The organism is Nakamurella flava (genome assembly GCF_005298075.1).
Lineage (GTDB): Bacteria > Actinomycetota > Actinomycetes > Mycobacteriales > Nakamurellaceae > Nakamurella > Nakamurella flava.
Map to the genome: position 1 here is coordinate 1 of NZ_SZZH01000012.1, position 1,253 is coordinate 1,253.

The window sequence follows — 1,253 nt, forward strand, 5'->3', positions numbered from 1 at the left end:
ATCACCTACGCCGAGGCCGTCCGCGAGGCGATCGGCCAGGCCATGGAGGCCGACGAACGGGTCTTCATGCTCGGCGAGGACATCGGTATCTACGGCGGCGCTTTCGGCGTCTCCGGCGATCTCTACCACCGCTTCGGCGCCGAGCGGGTCCGGGACACCCCGATCGCCGAGCTCGGCATCGTCGGTGCCGCCGTCGGCGCCGCCCTGGTCGGCTCCCGGCCGATCGTGGAGATCCAGTTCTCCGATTTCACCTGCCAGGCGATGGACCAGATCGTCAACCAGGCCGCCAAGATCCACTTCATGCTGGGCGGAGCCGCGTCGGTGCCGCTGGTGCTGCGCGCCCCCGGCGGCTCGGGCACCGGCGCCGCCGCTCAGCACTCGCAGTCGCTGGAGGCCTGGTTCGCCCACGTCCCCGGCCTCAAGGTCGTCATGCCGGCCACCCCGGCCGATGCCAAGGGCCTGCTGCTGTCGGCCATCGACGACCCCAACCCGGTCGTCGTGCTGGAGCACAAGCTGCTCTACCGCACCAGTGGCGAGGTCCCCTTCGCCGCCGAGCGCGTCCCGCTGGGCAAGGCCGCCGTCCGGCGTACCGGCGACGACATCACCCTGGTGGCCACCGGTGTCATGGTGTCCCGCTGCCTGGAGGCGGCCGAGCAGCTGGCCGAACAGGGCGTCGAGGCGACCGTGGTGGACGTCCGCTCGCTGGTGCCGTTCGACGCCGAGACCGTGCTGGAAGCGGTCAAGGGCACCGGACGCGTACTGCTGGTCCAGGAGGCGGTCAAGTCCGGCGGCTTCATGTCCGAGGTCGCCGCCCGCATCTCCGAGTCCGACGCGATCTATTCGCTGCTGGCCCCCATCGGCCGGCTGTGCGGCCTGGACGTGCCGATCCCCTACGCCCCGCAGCTGGAGAAGGCCGCCGTCCCGCAGATCGACGACATCGTGGCCCGCGGCCTCGACCTGGTGAGGAACTCCTGATGGCCAGCGAACTGCCCCTGCCCATGCCCAAGATGAGCATGACCATGGAAACCGGGGAACTGCTCACCTGGACCGTCGCCGAGGGCGACACCATCGCCGCCGGCGACGTCGTCGCCGAAGTGCAAACCGACAAGGTCGACATGGAAGTCGAATCCCCCTTCGCCGGCACCGTCGCCCGCCTCGTCGCCCAACCCGGCGACACCATCGCCGTCGGCGCCCCCATCGCCTACCTGCTGTCGGAGTCGGACGACCTGATGGCCGGCCTCTTCGACGACCCG

General features: G+C 70.5%; 2 protein-coding genes. Both read left to right on the forward strand.

Annotated features, from left to right (window positions below):
* Positions 1 to 975 (forward strand): alpha-ketoacid dehydrogenase subunit beta (locus FDO65_RS21935; RefSeq protein ID WP_137451897.1); only part of this gene is annotated, 975 nt, incomplete at its 5' end.
* A partial coding sequence (locus FDO65_RS21940) for a lipoyl domain-containing protein (protein WP_205850252.1) occupies positions 975 to 1,253 on the forward strand: 279 nt, incomplete at its 3' end. The genes FDO65_RS21935 and FDO65_RS21940, both read left to right, overlap by 1 nt.